Source organism: Lentibacillus salinarum, from assembly GCF_042679865.1.
Taxonomy (GTDB): domain Bacteria; phylum Bacillota; class Bacilli; order Bacillales; family Amphibacillaceae; genus Lentibacillus; species Lentibacillus salinarum.
This window is the reverse complement of sequence record NZ_JBHTNH010000002.1, coordinates 319,530-334,484: the sequence shown is the minus strand read 5'-3', so window position 1 is coordinate 334,484 and position 14,955 is coordinate 319,530. Positions and strand designations below refer to the sequence as shown.

Here is a 14,955-nt window from a genome sequence, read left to right as displayed (position 1 = left end):
TGCGTGCCTTACGAGGGGATTTACATTAAGATCTGCAGTTGTGGAAAACGTGCTATACTTGGGAAATGAGGTGTATCATGTATGGCAAATTTCATTTCATTTCAGGATATTGTATTGAACCAGGTTCCGATACCTGTTCAGTTACTTGATAAATATGCAGCAATGGGGCTAACAGAAGAGGAAGTCATGGTTATTTTGCAGCTGCTGCGCTATTTACAGGAAAAAAATGACTTTCCAACCCCCAATGAGCTTGCCAGCCATTTAACCATCAGCGAAAAAGAATGTGCCAATATTTTACGTAAACTCATTCAAAAAAATTTTTTGTCCATCGAACAATTGGAAAATGAACAGAATCGAATAACCGAGGCTTATAGTCTTAATCCACTATGGGAGAAGCTGTTTGCTGAAAAGCAGGAAGAACAGACACAAGGTGATGGCACGATCTTTATTTTGTTTGAGCAGGAATTCGGCAGACCTCTGTCACCATTTGAAATTGAAATGATTAACACGTGGCTTGATGAAGACAACATGAAGCCTTCACTTATTAAAGCAGCCTTAAGGGAATCGGTTCTGATGGGAAAGCTTAATTTTAAGTATATCGACCGTATCCTTCGCGATTGGAAGAAAAAAGGAATCCAATCCGTTGAACAAGCCCGGCAGGCCAGTAAAACATTTCACGAGAATCAGGCTCCTAAACAGGGTTCTACTGCAGCCAAACGGGACACATCGATTTATTATAACTGGCTGGAGGAGGAATAGGGGGATGCTAAACAAATCGCAGGTTAAGCACTGTCTGGATGTTATGAAGGAGATGTATCCGGAAGCCCAATGTGAACTGAATCATGATAATCCATTCGAACTGGTTATTGCTGTATTGTTATCAGCCCAGTGTACGGATAACTTAGTCAATAAAGTCACAACATCACTTTTTGAAAAATACAAGGCACCTGAGGATTACCTGGCAGTACCTTTAGAGGAATTGCAGCGGGATATTCAGTCAATTGGATTGTATCGAAACAAAGCCAAAAATATTCGCAAGCTTTGTCAAATGCTAATTGATGACTATGACGGCGAAGTTCCGAGATCGAAATCGGAGTTGATGAAACTGGCCGGTGTGGGCCGGAAGACAGCAAATGTTGTCGCATCGGTGGCCTTTAAAGAACCGGCCATTGCTGTTGATACACACGTCGAACGGGTAGCTAAGCGTTTGGCCATCTGCCGCTGGAAAGATTCTGTTCTGGAAGTGGAACAGACCTTGATGAAAAAAGTGCCAAAAGACGAGTGGGCTGATACCCATCACCGGATGATTTTTTTCGGCCGGTATCATTGCAAGGCAAGAAATCCGCAATGTCCGGAATGCCCGCTACTTGAGTTGTGCCGGGAAGGACAAAAACGGATGAAAAAACGCGAAACAATGGAAAAGTGATATAATAAGGCAGTCTTCCAATCGTGAGGAAGACTGCCTTATTTTTTTATGCTTATGGTTTATTCGTCCTCGCCTTCACCATTGTCGTTTTCAGCTTCATCATCATCGCCATCATCATCGCCATCGCCGGAACCACCGGACTCATTTGCTTCAGGCATGGTAATTCCTGTACTTGATTCCTCGCCGCGAGCACCTTCATTAGCACCATTTTGGCCAACTGGGACAACGGTTATGGTATACGTTTGCCCCGGCTGAACACCCTCTCCTTCGATTACAATTCCTTCAGAGCCAACCGTTTCCGTTTGAAGTTGGCTGCCATTCTGCGACACCACTACCTCAAACTGGGCAGGCGGGCCGTTATACTGCCAGGAAACGTCTATATTTGAACCGGAAGGACTGGCACTAAGTTCGCCGACTGATGGAATATTTCCTTCCTCAGTTTCTTCTTCGTTCTCTTCCTCATCTTCATCTTCATCCTCGTTTTCTTCAGGTACCTGAACCGTCGTGTTGGCAGGTTCACTTGAACCCTCATCGTCTTCGCTGACAGCGACAACTTGAATGTCATACGTTGTACCCGGCTCGACATTGGAAATTTCCATGGACATATCATCGGTGGAGGAAAGACCCTGCATTTGGCCGTCATCGATGCTGGCACTTACATCAAACGATACATCCTGTTCTGTATCATACTCCCATTCAACTTGAATGGCCCCCGATTCTTCATCAAATGCCGCCTCCAATCCTTCTACCGGATCCAGCTGATCAAATTGTTCCGATGTTTCAGTTGGTTCAGTCCCTTTGACAAACAATTCGGTTACGGTTTCAGATGACGGTGTATAATCACTTGGCCGCTTCGCCGGACGTGAACCTTTTTCCACAGCCACTTCTACAACAGAATCCGGTTTAGTGAAATCCGGTGTGTCCACATCTTTGGACAGTTCTGTCATCGTATTTTTATATAATGCATGTGGAATTTTTGTATCCGGCAGTGTTACGTCATTATCATTATACCCGGTCCAAATCGAGATTGTATAATTCGTCGTATAACCGCTGAACCAGGAATCAGGTGAACCTTCCACATTTTCTCTCGTGGTCGTACCTGTTTTACCGGCATCCGGTAATCCGGAGACATTTGCTTGAGCGCCGGTCCCCTCGCTAATTGCTGTTTGCAACATATCCGTTATCATATAGGCAGTGGACTCGGACATAACCGCTTCAGGTTCCGGTGTTAAATCAACCGTTTTGCCGCTGTCCGGAAACTCAACCTTCGTCACTGCATAAGGTTCGTTATAAATACCGCCATTACCAAATGCACGATACGCACCGGCAAGCTCGAGTGGATTTGTCCCAATGTTGCCGCCAATCGAATCTGTAAGCCCAATATCATGGTCACCAAATGATATGCCCAAGTCTTCTGCAAATTGTTTAGCAGTGCTTCCTCCAATTTCTTCGTAAGTTTTAGCTGCAGGTACGTTGAGTGACTGCTGCAGGGCGTACCGCATGGAGACCCAGCCGTAATATTGACCGGCCCATGTATTAATCTGATCATCAATTCCTGCGATATCATACGGCCCATCGTCATTCAGCTGATGGTACGTAGACCATTGGTTATGTTCAATCGCAGGACCATAATCAATAATTGGTTTGAACGTCGATCCCGGTTGACGCCTTATGTCTGTTGCATAATTCAGCCCGTCATTTTCCAGACCGCCACGGGCTCCGCCGATTGCCCGTATGGCACCAGTTTCCGTATCCAGCACGGTCATACCTGCCTGCATCTTTTCATCACCGTCATCGGCTGGATAGTTGATCGGGTTATCCTCACTGTCTGACAGTAAGAGCTCAACATGTTCCTGCGCACCTTTATCTATCGTTGTATGAATGTCCAGACCATCTGTAAAAATATCAGCGCCGTCAACTTTTTCCTCAACCTCTTTTTGCACCTGCTGTAAAAAGGCCTGGTATGGCGTCGGGTCAGGTGTATCATCAGTCAGGAGGGAAGGAATCTCAACTTCTCTGGCTTCTTCGGCTTCACTTTCGGTTATCGTCTCATTATCGACCATACGTCTTAACACGGTATTCATCCGATCTCTCATTAAATCTGGGTTTTCGAACGGATTATAAGCAGATGGACGCTGCGGCAGACCGGCAAGAATCGCTGCTTCAGGCAGTGTCAACTCACTGAGGTCCGTTTTTCCGAAATACAGTTCCGAGGCTTTCCCGACCCCATAAGCATTATTGCCGTAATATATTTTATTCAAGTACATCTCTAGTATTTCTTCTTTATCGTATTGACGTTCCAGCTTTAAGGCCAGCCACATTTCCTGCACTTTAATACTGATTTTCTTTTCAGGTGACAGGAGGGATTGTTCCACAAGCTGCTGTGTTATCGTACTGCCCCCCTCAGAACCAAAGCCATTTTTTATATTGGCAACCACAGCACCACCGACCCGCCAAATGTCAATACCCGGATGATCAAAGAAGCGCGCATCCTCGGTTGAAAGAACCGCATCAACCAATACTTCCGGTAGTTCCTCATAGTTCACTTTTGTTCGCTGCTCTCCCGCTGCTAGGTCGGCAAACAGCTCCCCGTCTTTATCGTATATTTTGGATGAATAAGGTGAATCCAATTTGGATGCATCGATTTCCGGTGCTGTGGCAATATAATACGTAAACAGCGCACCAACGCCAACACCAATCGCAAGTATGGTAATACCGATGATGAGTAATATTTTTTTCCACATTGGTTTTTTGGAAGCTTTTTTCTGTTTTCGTCTTGCCATGCGAGATTGGCCATTCGTTGCCATAACGCATTCTCCTCCAATCTAAAAATAAAGCTGGTCAATAATAGCTAAGAAATCAACTCGTGCCTGATAATGAAACGGAATTCTGTACCCTTTACACCGGATTGTTTCATATGGAATTGATTTTTTCCCATTGTTAAATTGTTCGTCCCAGAATGGAAAAAACGTTTCGGCCGGTATATAATATGTTTCTTTATAGACGGAAAACCGGATAATCAAAAAACATATCCCGCCATGTTTGGTTATGGACTTCATATGCTCAATCTGATGCCCGTGGATATTGGCAAGTGGGAACCGTGTTTTATTTTTCGTTTCCTTTGCCTCAAAATCGATATGCCGTCCGCGATAGACACCGTTATAGTCGGTTGTGGAAGGCTGTTTGAAGTATCCCTCTGTAATGACGGCGGCACTTCTTCTAGGATAATGGACGTTAACAACCTGCACCGGTGTCGGTTTTTTATGGATATTGGCTTTATTGATATCCCGATAATACGTGTTGGTTGCGTTGATATCCGCTTCCAGCGTCATTCCGCGATTACCGAATGCCTGTGAACGGTTTGCTGCAGCTGGCTGGCGGATGTGGTGATTTTTTTTGCCGTTTGGATAATGCATTGATTTTCCCCCTCAGCATGCATATGACCGTATCTTACCAAAAAAAGTGGCCATTGACTATATAACCGTGGAAAGGAGGCTTATTATGACTGCGCGATGGGGAAGACATGACTACCTTCATTATATAATATCTGAGACAAATAAGTACAATGCAGATAATATTTCCCGCACAAAAGCTTATCAAAACTTTTATATGGCGTTTCCGGAAATAAAGTGGGCGTTTCTTGCCAGCATGGTTTCCCGGAACGCGGGATGGAATATGACTGATTTATGGTTGTTGCCATTCCGGAAAATACTCTCGGCCAGCCAGCGAAAGCTACTGTTTATGACATATGAACGAGCCAACTGGCTGATTTTTTCAGATGCCTATCCGCAATTAATGGTTTATCAATTGTCTTTGCACTCAGATAAACCGCTGTTCCATCTATTGCCGGACCTCTATGTCTCACGGTATATGCAAAAAGAATGGGCGTTTTTCTGGGAGCACCAAGACACACAACGTCTTGTATTGGCGTTAATTATTAATGAACAAAATGTCATTCATCGTCCCGTCATTAAACAGGACTATTTTAAGTATCGTGTTTTTTTACGCCCGTCATACCTTTTGCAGGATATTTTATTACTGAATGCCGTTTTGCTGCCAACCAGAACCAAACGGCTTTATGGCGCTTTTGTCCATGATTTCACAGATATTGATAAACGGATTGCGTTAGGGAAGCAACTTGCCGCTATCATGTTTCATCCCCGGGTATACCGCCCATTACTCGCATTCGCTCGAACGGTTGAACACACAGGTTCACGACAAGATTATGAGCGATTTCTGGGTAGGCATACAGAAAAAGCCCCCCTGCTGCGGACCGTTTATCCGGTAATCACGCATCAAGATAATATTCGAAAAGACTGGTATAAAAAAGGGGGCATTAGACAAAAGTGGCTGAAAAATAATTCCGTCAACCCAGATCCCCGGATTAAAAAGACATTTTATAACCGGCGAAAACTGATGTATGCCTACGCTCACTTAAAAGACCTGTTTATGTAAAAAAAGGATTTGTGACAGCACAAATCCTTTTTAATAAATCTCTGACTGCCGACAACTGGCCTTTGGAAAAACTTAGGGGGGACAGTTTTGGCTGTTAGGTAGACGGACGGTTTGGACCATCTAATTTTTTGTTACGGCTTCGGTTTTCTTTTTTCTGATGGTGACGGGCAGTCTTATACTCGGATGGTTTTTTCTTGTCCATGATATACCTCCTTACAGTCGCTAGTTTGTCTAAACAACAGCGAATTTACTCTTGTTTTGCCATTATTCTTCCAGTTTTGTCGATGGGGAAGGGAAGGACGGTTTGATCGCGAAATAGTTATTAATCACTTAAAAGGGCAGGTGTCATAAATGACTGCGAAACGAATGAAACAAATGGATGGTTATCAGAAACAGGATTTTGCCAACGCGCTAGCGGAGATGGGCAATCAGCTCCGCTTATTGGAGCAAAAAATCACGATGATCACCGACGATCAAATCGAAACTGATTATCAAAGCCATCACTGTGAGTTGCTTCACATCACCTATACAACAACCAAACTGCAACAACTGCAACGTTCAGACAAAAAGCTGACGCCCAGTCGGTTTACGCGACATGTCAAAAAAAGATTGTCGTAACGGATGTTTTTTAACCGGCTGAATGATAAACTATACCTGTCAGCTAAAACGAAACAGGGGACAGGATATTTATGACATTAGAGCAGCAAACCAGACAACTGATTGAACATCTTGATCAATTAAAACAAAGATATGAAGAACATCACCCGCCGGAAAGCAAAAAAGACAAACAGTTTTTTGAAATGGTTAAGGAGCGGACAGAACCTGTCTACGCGTTGCTCGCTGAATGGGAGGAGCATGCACGCCGAGCCGTCAGGGAACGACAAGTAAACCTCCATCCGCAACAAGTCACATCAACGCGCGAAAATATGGAACTCCTGCTTCTCAACAGTTATTACATCGACGTGAAGCGAAAGCGTTATATGGAGCTGCATCATTCCATCACGTTTATTTTTGAACAGCTGTTGTCCGAGCTGCACACCCACTAAAGAACTTTACAAACGGAATGCTCTCGATTAGAATAACCTTCGATTTACCCATGAAGGAGGGAAAATAGATGTGTCGTCAGGAGTTGCTGGATAAAGCAAGGGAAAGCAAAACAAAAGCATATGTCCCGTATTCTGAGTTCCCGGTCGGTGCGGCCCTGTTGACCCGTTCGGGGAAAATGTACACTGGATGTAACATCGAAAATGCCGCCTATCCGGTCACCTGCTGTGCAGAACGGGTAGCTATTTTTAAAGCCATAGCCGATGGTGAATATACCTTCAACGAAATGGCGGTTGTAGCTGATACAGAACGGCCAGTTCCGCCATGCGGGTCCTGCCGGCAGGTCATGAGTGAATTTTTTGACAGTGAAACAACCATTTATTTGACCAATTTACATCACGAAACGAAGCGTGTGACGATGGAAGAATTGCTCCCATTTTCCTTCCAGTCAGATGATATGGGGAATAGAGGCTGAGCAGATCAGCTTCTTTTTTTATGCTACTGAATACATAAGACAATAAGCTGGAATCATGTTATACTATCCAGAAAGGAAGAAGGCATATATTAAACGGACGGGCATACAGATAAAATGGACATGTCATTTTGAATGGGCGAATAAATGAAAAATCTGAGGTGACAGAAGATGAATGCAAATCGGATCCAGCTTACAGGAAAAGATATATTGGAAAAGGAATTTAAAACCGCCATGCGCGGTTATAATCAAGAAGAGGTCGATGACTTTCTGGATACGGTTATTCAGGACTACGAAGCGTTCCAACAGGATATTGAGAAGCTGCGTCAGGAAAATGAACGTCTCAGAAAACAGTCCGATCAGACAAGGAGCCGTACATCGACACCAAACCACCAGGTGAACTATGATATTTTAAAACGTGTATCCAATCTTGAAAAAGCTGTTTTCGGCAAAAAATATGCTGATTCTGAATGATGGTTGGAATTACCAGTGACCGCGTTTGTTATATGTGGTATGATTTATTTAGGTAATAATTGAATACTTGCGTAATCGCTGTGTATGCCACATATACAGAGGAAAGTCCATGCTCACACAGGCTGCGATGCCTGTAGTGTTCGTGCTTGATGAAAGCATAAGTCAAGGTAGCCGGTATGGCTAACGGCAGCGGAACATCCTAACTCACAAGACATGGATAAGTACGTTTGAAAGTGCCACAGTGACGGAGCCGGATTGGAAACAATTCGGGTGGAACGCGGTAAACCCCACGAGTGAGCAACCCAAATATTGGTAGGGGCACCCTTGATTAGGGAAAACGAACCGAAAAAGGGACAAGTATTCACCAATACTTGTAGATAGATGATTACGACCGCTGTACAAGGCTGACCACCGTCAAAGTACAACGGAACAGAACATGGCTTATCAAGTATTCAATGGTCTCACACTGGTTAACATAAAACCTTTCTGACTTTGTCGGAAAGGTTTTTTAATTATACAGCTAATGTGGTAAACTGATAATGCTTCAATATTAGAAGATGAAAGGATTTACGATATGGCTCATGACGTGACGTTAATCGCAACAGCTGCCATGGGACTTGAATCAATTGTGGCAAAAGAAGTGAAACAGCTCGGCTATGATGTGGCTATCGAAAATGGTAAAGTCGTCTTTGAAGCTCCTGTATCGGCTATTCCGCGCTGTAATTTATGGCTACGAAGTGCCGATCGTGTCAAAGTAGAGGCAGGCCGATTCAGGGCCGTCACATTTGATGAATTATTCGAAGCGACGAAAGCATTACCATGGGAACGGTTTATTACCGAGGATGGGAAGTTCCCTGTTTCGGGGAAGTCCGTTAAATCGACCTTGTACAGTGTTCCTGATTGCCAGGCCATCGTCAAAAAAGCGATTGCCGAGCGGTTGAAATTAAAATATGGTGTGGCGGGGAATTTGGTGGAAACCGGTGCGTTATTTAAACTTGAAGTGGCCATTCTCAAAGATGAGGTTGTATTGACAATTGACACGTCCGGTTCCGGATTACATAAACGCGGCTACCGTACCGGCCAGGGTGAAGCACCATTGAAGGAAACAATGGCAGCAGCCTTAATTATGCTGACCAACTGGGAACCAGATGAACCATTGATTGATCCGTTTTGCGGGTCAGGAACCATTCCGATTGAAGCGGCCTTAATCGGTCAGAATATCGCTCCCGGGTTTAATCGTGAATTCGCTAGCGAACAGTGGAAATGGGTTAAAAAGCAGTATTGGGAAGAAGCCTTTGAAGAGGTGGAAGATAAAGCCTGGTACAACCAGAAACTTGATATCACAGGATCGGATATTGATCATCAGATGGTTGACATTGCCAAGGAAAATGCGATGGAAGCAGGGCTTGGCGATCTGATTGCCTGGAAACAAATGCAGGCACGTGATTTGTCCATCCGCAAACCGAACGGTTACTTAATCGGCAATCCGCCATATGGCCAGCGAATAGGAGACCGAGAAGCAATTGCAAGCTTATACAGTGATTTGGGTAAAGTTATGGCCAATCACCCGTCCTGGAGTGTTTACATCCTTACAGCATTTGACACATTTGAACAGCAATACGGCCACAAACCGACGAAGAAACGCAAGCTTTTTAACGGGTTCATCCAAACACATTATTATCAATACTATGGCAAGAAACAATGAGATTTTTTAAAGACTAAAAACCAGAGGGAATCACCCTCTGGTTTTTTAGTGCTGTGAGAATCAACTGTTACATTGTCCTCCCCTCACGTATTTCTTCCCTGCTATTTCCCTTAACGCAGCATAAAAAGAATAAAAACGCCAAACCAGCTAAAAATAAAGCATGATAGAAATAAACATACCTTTTGGACTGAACTTTTTAGCCTTCTGTTATGTTTAAAACAATCTATGAAAAATGTGTTATATCTTTATGAAAAACAGCCAAATAGACTAGTGATGTCTGACAAGAAAGGGGCGGGTAACGGTTGATCAGCTCAGTAGGGTTGGGGATTCCCTTATATGACATGTCACAAACGACGATCAAAACGTTAGTTAAAGATATTTTCAGCAACCGGGAAACGCGATTAGTTGAACGGCTTTTGCCGGTTTTTGACCACGCACAAATTGACAGGAGACAGTTCGCGGTAGAACCGGACTGGTTTAAAACAGAGCATTCGTTTCAAGAAAAAAATGATCTTTATCATATGCTTTCGATCAGATATTCATTACAGGCAATCGATGCTTGTTTGACAAATGAACAATTTTTACAAGAAGCTGTTCCCTACGAAGCAGTGGACATGATTATTTTTGTTTCCAGTACAGGACTATCCACACCCTCGCTGGATACGTTTATCATGAGTGAGCGACCGTTTCGCGAGGACGTCACCCGAATGCCGCTCTGGGGACTTGGCTGTGCAGGAGGAGCTATAGGTCTGGCACGGGCCCATGATTGGATCAAAGCACATCCCGACAAAAATGTGCTCCTCGTCTGTTGTGAATTGTGCAGTCTAACCTTTCAAAAAGATGATCTGCAAAAGAGTAACATTGTTGGCACGGCTTTGTTCGGGGACGGTGTAGGAGCTGCCTTGCTGATGGGGGATCAATCCACACTTTTGCCACACAGTAAACAGTCGAAGCCGCACATCATCAGGACTAGTTCCGCCACCAGGAAAAATAGTCAAAACGTTATGGGCTGGAACGTTACCAATAATGGACTCGAAGTCATATTCTCCAAACGTATTCCAGCACTGGTGCGTTCATTTTGGCAAAACCATATTCAGACGTTTCTAAACGACATGGCTATTGATCAGCAATCAATTCACGGTTTTATTGCCCATCCCGGCGGCAGAAAGGTATTGGAAGCGATGGCGGAAGTTTTGCAGGTCCCCCGGGAATTGTTTAAACATTCCCATGACGTGCTGCGACATCACGGAAATATGTCATCAGCAACCGTTTTATACGTGCTTTATTATGGGATGCAGGAAACGACCAGTGAAGAAACATTAACTGTTTTATCAGCTTTAGGACCGGGATTCAGCTCAGAATTATTGTTATTGGGGTGGAATGAAAAATGACGACTTGGATATGGATTTTTATAGCGGCAGTCATAGCACAGCGCCTTGTGGAATTATCCATTGCTAAAAGTAATGAAAAATGGTTGAAGCGTATGGGAGGCATTGAAAAAGGGGAGAAGCATTATAAATGGTTTATCTTCCTTCATTGCAGTTTTTTTATTTCGGTCATTGTGGAGACTGCATTAAAGAATGACCCTTCGAGCAGTCTCAATTATGTACTTCTGTTCATTTTTTTGACGGCACAGGTAGGGAGAGTGTGGTGTATGCAGTCTCTTGGAAGGTTCTGGAATACAAAAGTGATCGTCCTTCCGGGTGTGGCGCTCATAAAACAAGGGCCTTATAGATATGTCAAACACCCGAATTATATCATCGTAGCGGTTGAGTTATTCACCATCCCGCTTCTGGTCGGTGCCCAATGGACAGCTGTGCTGTTCCCGCTGCTTCACATCCTTTTGCTGCGGGTGAGAATACCACGGGAGGAAAAAGCTCTAACACGGGCAACGTAATGACAAAATAGCCGGAATGTAAACAAGGGATAGCCAAGAGCTAGCTATCCCTTGTTTTTATTTAGCCATATGTTTTGCCGCATACATAAACGGTGTAGCGGCGTCTTTGCTTATAAGGTCTACCACTTTTTAAATGGCTGACGATATAACAGGGACCATGATACGTTGAAAGAAAGAAGGCGATAATCCTGACAGATTACCGCCTTGTATATTGTTTCCTTAATTATTGTTTAACAACGTTTGCAGCTTGCGGGCCACGATCGCCTTCAACGATGTCGAACGTAACATTTTGACCTTCTTCAAGCGTTTTGAAGCCTTCTTCCTGAATGGCAGAATAGTGAACGAATACATCGTTTCCTTCTTCTACCTGAATGAAGCCATAGCCTTTTTCCGCGTTGAACCATTTTACTACGCCGTTTTCCATTGTGATTAATCCTCCTAAAAACTTTCACGTAAAACGTGTTAATACAAAGCAGATAAACAGAATAAAAAGCAGCCACCTATAGAAGTGCTGGATCACTATTGCACCCACTTCCATAGAAGCTGCTTGTCATTAATGATTCCATACATCTTCTTTGCTTAAGTCTAATATAGCTCATTTTGGACCGGCAGTCAAGAACATCACGTCATTTAGTCATCTTTTTTCAGATACAGCAATATGTTACAGAAAACGATGAAACCGTTTTTATAAAAATCAGAGAAAAAGGATGTTAAAAACAGACTGGGTACGTTAAACTGGAGTAAAATGGAGGGAGAGGTGTGTATAAGATGACAACAGATATTGAAATTGCGCAAAGTACTGAACTTAAACCGATTAAAACAATTGCTGATGAGCTGAATCTGGAAAGAGAAGACTGGGAGCCATATGGAAGCACAAAAGCAAAAATTTCCGAGACATTACTAAGCAAGCTTCATGATAGACCAAACGGCAAAGTTATTTTAGTGACATCCATCAATCCGACACCAGCCGGGGAAGGCAAATCAACTATAACAGTTGGTCTCGGACAGGCGTTGAATAAAATGGGCAAAAAATCCATCATTGCTTTGCGTGAACCATCTCTCGGTCCTGTAATGGGCATTAAAGGAGGTGCAGCAGGGGGTGGGTACTCACAAGTGCTACCAATGGAAGATATCAACCTCCATTTCACAGGTGACTTGCACGCAATCACCACGGCCAACAATGCCCTGTCAGCTATGATTGATAATCATATACACCGGGGGAATGATTTGAATATCGACCCGCGCCGTATTGAGTGGAAGCGCGTTATGGATATCAATGACCGTGCATTAAGGCAAATTGTTATCGGACTAGGCGGACCGTTACGCGGTGTACCAAGGGAAGATGGTTTTAATATTACCGTTGCCTCGGAGATCATGGCCATTTTATGTTTGGCTGCAAGCATGGAGGATTTAAAAGCCAGGATTGCTGAAATTGTGATTGGCTATACACATGATGAAGAACCTGTAACGGTAAAGGATTTGAAAGTAGAGGGAGCTCTGACACTCCTGTTAAAAGATGCGATCAAGCCAAACCTGGTTCAGACAACCGAAAATACACCAGCCATTATTCATGGCGGCCCGTTTGCCAATATTGCACACGGATGTAACAGTATTATGGCAACCAAAACGGCTGCTAAACTGAGTGATTATGTTGTAACGGAGGCAGGTTTTGGAGCTGATCTTGGTGCTGAAAAGTTCCTGGATATCAAATCACGTGCAGGGGAGTTTGATACGAACGCCGTCGTTATCGTTGCAACTGTACGCGCTTTAAAGATGCACGGTGGTGTCAATCGACAAAATCTGAATACAGAAAATATGGAAGCATTGCAAGCCGGGATGGAAAATTTAAAAAAACATATAGAAACGATTAAAACGTTTGGGCTGCCATTTATCGTTGCCATTAATAAATTTCCAACCGATACAAAGCCAGAAACCGATTTTATCAAAAGCTGGTGTGAATCCAGACATGTGGATGTTGCTCTAACTGACGTACATGCCAATGGTGGTGAAGGTGGCATCGAACTCGCCGAAAAAGTAATTGAAAAAGCCGGCAATGCTGACCAGCAATTCCGTCATGTGTATGATCTGGATGACTCGCTTGAAGCAAAAATCAGGAAGGTGGCACAAACTGTTTATGGTGCCGATGATATCGAACTATCCCAGGAGGCAACAAAACAGCTCGCCTATTATGAACAGCAAGGATGGGGGAGATTGCCTGTTTGCATGGCCAAAACACAATATTCGCTCTCGGATGATCCGGCTTTATTGGGGAGACCCGGCCATTTCACCGTAGCCATCAGGGAATTGCGGCCTTCCATTGGTGCTGGCTTCATCGTCGTCTTAACCGGTAATATGCTGACAATGCCGGGACTGCCCGAAAAGCCAGCCGCTCTTGATATGGATGTCGATCCAGATGGGACCATTAAGGGATTATTTTAATGCAACCAGCTGATCAATTAGCTGCCATTCAAAAATATGTATATAAGCTATTTGACGACGATGTGAGTGGCCATGATTTCTTCCATATGAAGCGGGTGGCCCATACCGCCAAACAGATTGCAGCTCAGGAACAGGCCAATCTGTTTATTTGTGAAGCAGCTGCATGGATTCATGATATAGGTGATGACAAACTGTTCACCGACAGGGCCAAAGTAATTAATGACGTGAACAGATTTTTACAATCAATTGATTGTACCAACACGCAAATTAACCGGATAAACACGGCTATGAAGGACGTTTCGTTCAGCAAGGGCAACGTACCGGATACAATCGACGGGAAAATTGTGCAGGATGCAGACAGACTTGATGCTATCGGGGCGATCGGGATTGCCCGAACCTTTGCCTATGGTGCGGCAAATGACCAGAAGCTTTGGGATGATCAGAAGGATGAACAGCAAAACACGTCCATTCAGCATTTTTATGATAAATTGCTGCAGCTGACAGATTTGATGAACACCACCTCGGCTAAGCAGATGGCTGCTGAGCGGCATCAGTTTATGGAACGTTATCTGCAGCAATTTTTCAGGGAATGGAAATGAAAAATATCGGGCAGAAATAATTAATTTCCTGCCCGATAACACGCTTTTACTCACGTACAGCTTCTTCTTTTTCAACCCGTCCACTGTTTAACAGCCAATTATGCTGGAAGATTTCCGCAACGGCCAATACAGCACCTGCCAGAAGGGCCCCGAAAAAGGTGATAGCTGTATCGGCTAACAGCATTGCACCAAAGTAGACAATCAGTGTTGAGACAATAAAATCCGTCCCCACACTGAGCCAATTGGTTTCTTCCCGCAACATTGCTCTTTCCATAAAATAACCTACGAAAGCTAACACAACACCAAGAATAATTGGCTGGTACCAGTATCCGAAATCGACATTAGGAAACAGCCATGAAGCCACATATAATCCAATTGGACAGACAAGTAATTTCACCATTAATCCGGTCATTAACATCCCACCTTTATCGTTTTATACGAGTA

16 protein-coding genes and 1 other RNA gene are annotated in these 14,955 nt (G+C 43.9%); 13 read left to right on the top strand and 4 right to left on the bottom strand.

The window, feature by feature from the left end; all coding sequences use genetic code 11:
- Positions 1–81: 81 nt before the first annotated feature.
- Entirely contained in the window at positions 82–759 is a 678-nt protein-coding gene (locus tag ACFQ4A_RS02420; RefSeq protein WP_382397240.1) for a DnaD domain protein, read from the top strand.
- Between the two features lie 4 nt (positions 760–763).
- Positions 764–1,426, top strand: coding sequence for an endonuclease III (gene nth / locus ACFQ4A_RS02415; protein WP_382397239.1), 663 nt, complete (start codon positions 764–766; stop codon positions 1,424–1,426).
- A 59-nt stretch (positions 1,427–1,485) separates the two neighbouring features.
- Here the strand turns inward: nth and ACFQ4A_RS02410 are convergent, their stop codons facing one another.
- Positions 1,486–4,233 (bottom strand): transglycosylase domain-containing protein, encoded by a 2,748-nt coding sequence (locus ACFQ4A_RS02410; RefSeq protein ID WP_382397238.1) that lies wholly within the window; start codon positions 4,231–4,233, stop codon positions 1,486–1,488.
- An 18-nt stretch (positions 4,234–4,251) separates the two neighbouring features.
- A complete protein-coding gene (gene recU / locus ACFQ4A_RS02405) occupies positions 4,252–4,842 on the bottom strand; it encodes a Holliday junction resolvase RecU (RefSeq protein WP_382397237.1) in 591 nt (196 codons plus the stop codon).
- A gap of 85 nt (positions 4,843–4,927) precedes the next feature.
- On the opposite strand from recU, the gene ACFQ4A_RS02400 reads away from it, so the two are divergent.
- The 9 genes from ACFQ4A_RS02400 to ACFQ4A_RS02360 all read left to right on the top strand — a co-directional run bounded on the left by ACFQ4A_RS02400 (position 4,928) and on the right by ACFQ4A_RS02360 (position 11,473).
- Positions 4,928–5,881: a DUF2515 family protein gene (locus ACFQ4A_RS02400; RefSeq protein ID WP_382397236.1), complete on the top strand. Its 954-nt coding sequence runs from the start codon at positions 4,928–4,930 to the stop codon at positions 5,879–5,881.
- 351 nt (positions 5,882–6,232) lie between these two features.
- Positions 6,233–6,499: a hypothetical protein gene (locus ACFQ4A_RS02395; RefSeq protein WP_382397235.1), complete on the top strand. Its 267-nt coding sequence runs from the start codon at positions 6,233–6,235 to the stop codon at positions 6,497–6,499.
- Positions 6,500–6,570: 71 nt separating this feature from the next.
- On the top strand, positions 6,571–6,927 hold the full coding sequence (locus ACFQ4A_RS02390; protein WP_382397234.1) for a DUF1798 family protein: 357 nt from the start codon (positions 6,571–6,573) through the stop codon (positions 6,925–6,927).
- A 68-nt stretch (positions 6,928–6,995) separates the two neighbouring features.
- A complete protein-coding gene (locus tag ACFQ4A_RS02385) occupies positions 6,996–7,400 on the top strand; it encodes a cytidine deaminase (protein WP_382397233.1) in 405 nt (134 codons plus the stop codon).
- A gap of 168 nt (positions 7,401–7,568) precedes the next feature.
- Positions 7,569–7,871, top strand: a complete 303-nt coding sequence (gene gpsB, locus ACFQ4A_RS02380; protein ID WP_382397232.1) for a cell division regulator GpsB — start codon at positions 7,569–7,571, stop codon at positions 7,869–7,871.
- Between the two features lie 63 nt (positions 7,872–7,934).
- Positions 7,935–8,320: RNase P RNA component class B (rnpB, locus tag ACFQ4A_RS02375), an RNA gene on the top strand.
- A gap of 125 nt (positions 8,321–8,445) precedes the next feature.
- Positions 8,446–9,576 (top strand): THUMP domain-containing class I SAM-dependent RNA methyltransferase, encoded by a 1,131-nt coding sequence (locus tag ACFQ4A_RS02370; RefSeq protein ID WP_382397231.1) that lies wholly within the window; start codon positions 8,446–8,448, stop codon positions 9,574–9,576.
- A gap of 302 nt (positions 9,577–9,878) precedes the next feature.
- Positions 9,879–10,967, top strand: a complete 1,089-nt coding sequence (locus ACFQ4A_RS02365; protein ID WP_382397230.1) for a type III polyketide synthase — start codon at positions 9,879–9,881, stop codon at positions 10,965–10,967.
- Complete coding sequence (locus ACFQ4A_RS02360) at positions 10,964–11,473, top strand: isoprenylcysteine carboxyl methyltransferase family protein (RefSeq protein WP_382397229.1); 510 nt, start codon at positions 10,964–10,966, stop codon at positions 11,471–11,473. The genes ACFQ4A_RS02365 and ACFQ4A_RS02360 overlap by 4 nt, the downstream gene beginning before the upstream one ends.
- A gap of 223 nt (positions 11,474–11,696) precedes the next feature.
- Here ACFQ4A_RS02360 and ACFQ4A_RS02355 read toward each other — a convergent pair whose 3' ends face one another.
- Positions 11,697–11,897 carry a cold-shock protein gene (locus ACFQ4A_RS02355; RefSeq protein ID WP_068442417.1) on the bottom strand — a complete coding sequence of 67 codons (201 nt, stop codon included), beginning with the start codon at positions 11,895–11,897 and terminating at the stop codon, positions 11,697–11,699.
- 344 nt (positions 11,898–12,241) lie between these two features.
- Between ACFQ4A_RS02355 and ACFQ4A_RS02350 the strand changes: the two genes are divergently transcribed.
- Positions 12,242–13,912, top strand: a complete 1,671-nt coding sequence (locus ACFQ4A_RS02350) for a formate--tetrahydrofolate ligase (protein WP_382397228.1) — start codon at positions 12,242–12,244, stop codon at positions 13,910–13,912.
- Entirely contained in the window at positions 13,912–14,511 is a 600-nt protein-coding gene (locus ACFQ4A_RS02345; RefSeq protein WP_382397227.1) for an HD domain-containing protein, read from the top strand. The genes ACFQ4A_RS02350 and ACFQ4A_RS02345 overlap by 1 nt, the downstream gene beginning before the upstream one ends.
- A gap of 46 nt (positions 14,512–14,557) precedes the next feature.
- On the opposite strand, the gene ACFQ4A_RS02340 is transcribed toward ACFQ4A_RS02345, so the two are convergent.
- The gene (locus tag ACFQ4A_RS02340; protein ID WP_382397226.1) at positions 14,558–14,923 is read right to left on the bottom strand and encodes a DUF2512 family protein; all 366 of its coding nucleotides are present in this window, start codon (positions 14,921–14,923) and stop codon (positions 14,558–14,560) included.
- Positions 14,924–14,955: the final 32 nt, after the last annotated feature.

Bases quoted from the DNA above. Each gene is read 5' to 3' on its own strand.
- ACFQ4A_RS02400 (WP_382397236.1), top strand. From the start codon at position 4,928: ATGACTGCGCGATGGGGAAGACATGACTACCTTCATTATATAATATCT.
- recU (WP_382397237.1), bottom strand. From the start codon at position 4,842: ATGCATTATCCAAACGGCAAAAAAAATCACCACATCCGCCAGCCAGCT.
- ACFQ4A_RS02360 (WP_382397229.1), top strand. From the start codon at position 10,964: ATGACGACTTGGATATGGATTTTTATAGCGGCAGTCATAGCACAGCGC.
- ACFQ4A_RS02395 (WP_382397235.1), top strand. From the start codon at position 6,233: ATGACTGCGAAACGAATGAAACAAATGGATGGTTATCAGAAACAGGAT.
- ACFQ4A_RS02410 (WP_382397238.1), bottom strand. From the start codon at position 4,233: ATGGCAACGAATGGCCAATCTCGCATGGCAAGACGAAAACAGAAAAAA.
- ACFQ4A_RS02340 (WP_382397226.1), bottom strand. From the start codon at position 14,923: ATGACCGGATTAATGGTGAAATTACTTGTCTGTCCAATTGGATTATAT.
- gpsB (WP_382397232.1), top strand. From the start codon at position 7,569: ATGAATGCAAATCGGATCCAGCTTACAGGAAAAGATATATTGGAAAAG.
- ACFQ4A_RS02420 (WP_382397240.1), top strand. From the start codon at position 82: ATGGCAAATTTCATTTCATTTCAGGATATTGTATTGAACCAGGTTCCG.
- ACFQ4A_RS02385 (WP_382397233.1), top strand. From the start codon at position 6,996: ATGTGTCGTCAGGAGTTGCTGGATAAAGCAAGGGAAAGCAAAACAAAA.
- ACFQ4A_RS02345 (WP_382397227.1), top strand. From the start codon at position 13,912: ATGCAACCAGCTGATCAATTAGCTGCCATTCAAAAATATGTATATAAG.
- ACFQ4A_RS02355 (WP_068442417.1), bottom strand. From the start codon at position 11,897: ATGGAAAACGGCGTAGTAAAATGGTTCAACGCGGAAAAAGGCTATGGC.
- ACFQ4A_RS02350 (WP_382397228.1), top strand. From the start codon at position 12,242: ATGACAACAGATATTGAAATTGCGCAAAGTACTGAACTTAAACCGATT.
- ACFQ4A_RS02390 (WP_382397234.1), top strand. From the start codon at position 6,571: ATGACATTAGAGCAGCAAACCAGACAACTGATTGAACATCTTGATCAA.
- nth (WP_382397239.1), top strand. From the start codon at position 764: ATGCTAAACAAATCGCAGGTTAAGCACTGTCTGGATGTTATGAAGGAG.
- ACFQ4A_RS02370 (WP_382397231.1), top strand. From the start codon at position 8,446: ATGGCTCATGACGTGACGTTAATCGCAACAGCTGCCATGGGACTTGAA.